This window comes from Pseudomonas sp. 05T35 (genome assembly GCF_056396605.1).
On record NZ_JBFTLU010000831.1, the window covers coordinates 1 to 764 of the forward strand.

Sequence of the window (764 nt, forward strand, 5' to 3'; positions counted from 1 at the left end):
GGCTTGTAGTGGTCAACAAATCCAGGACACGACGTTAAATTTTTTCTCAGCCAGAGATGGGGCTAACCCGCCGTTAAATTGATGCGGCCGAATCCAGTCGTGCCGATGCATCAGATAGAGGCTTATGTCTCGGTGCGCTTCTTGGGCCTTCATTTAGCCAGCACTCGGTATCCACTCAGTTTTTCAATCTCCTGAACACATGTTTCCTCGGCGCATACCTGGCAGTTTCCACGGCAACTCATGCTCTGGCGCATGCGATAACGCCAGAGTTGTTGGCGAAACTGTCGGCTGCCATATCGCGAGCCCTGGTCCGAATGAAGCACCGTTCCCTGAGACCTGACACGCTGCTCGTAAGCCATATCCAGCGCCTTGATGAGCACGACAATCCCCCGCCCAGCATTCGACGTGCACAGAGATCCAGGACAACAACCAGGACGTGCCATTTTCCCTGCGCCCGGTTGCAGGTGATGTCACCACACCAGATTTGGTGTGGTACCGGCACATCAAATTCCCGATTCGATATGTCCGGGATATCAGGCCACGCGCCTTGAATCGCCCGATCTGCTCGCCACCTTCCCGCGACATCAGGAGTGGGGGCTGGGCGGATGCTCACCTCTTATCTAATGACAAGACATTCTCGACCTAATTTTTATCGTCAAACCATGCTCAACCTGGCGCAYTGCCTCAATACAACAGCTTTCGCACTTTCATGGTTCCAGTCGACGCTGTCGATAGATCAAGTCAACAATCTCGCCGTCCGGGGC

1 pseudogene is annotated in these 764 nt (G+C 54.1%); it reads right to left on the minus strand.

The features are described from left to right. Nucleotides 1–12 precede the first annotated feature (12 nt). Nucleotides 13–609, minus strand: a pseudogene (locus tag AC1DH9_RS30150) (DDE-type integrase/transposase/recombinase); the annotation flags it as partial. Nucleotides 610–764: the final 155 nt, after the last annotated feature.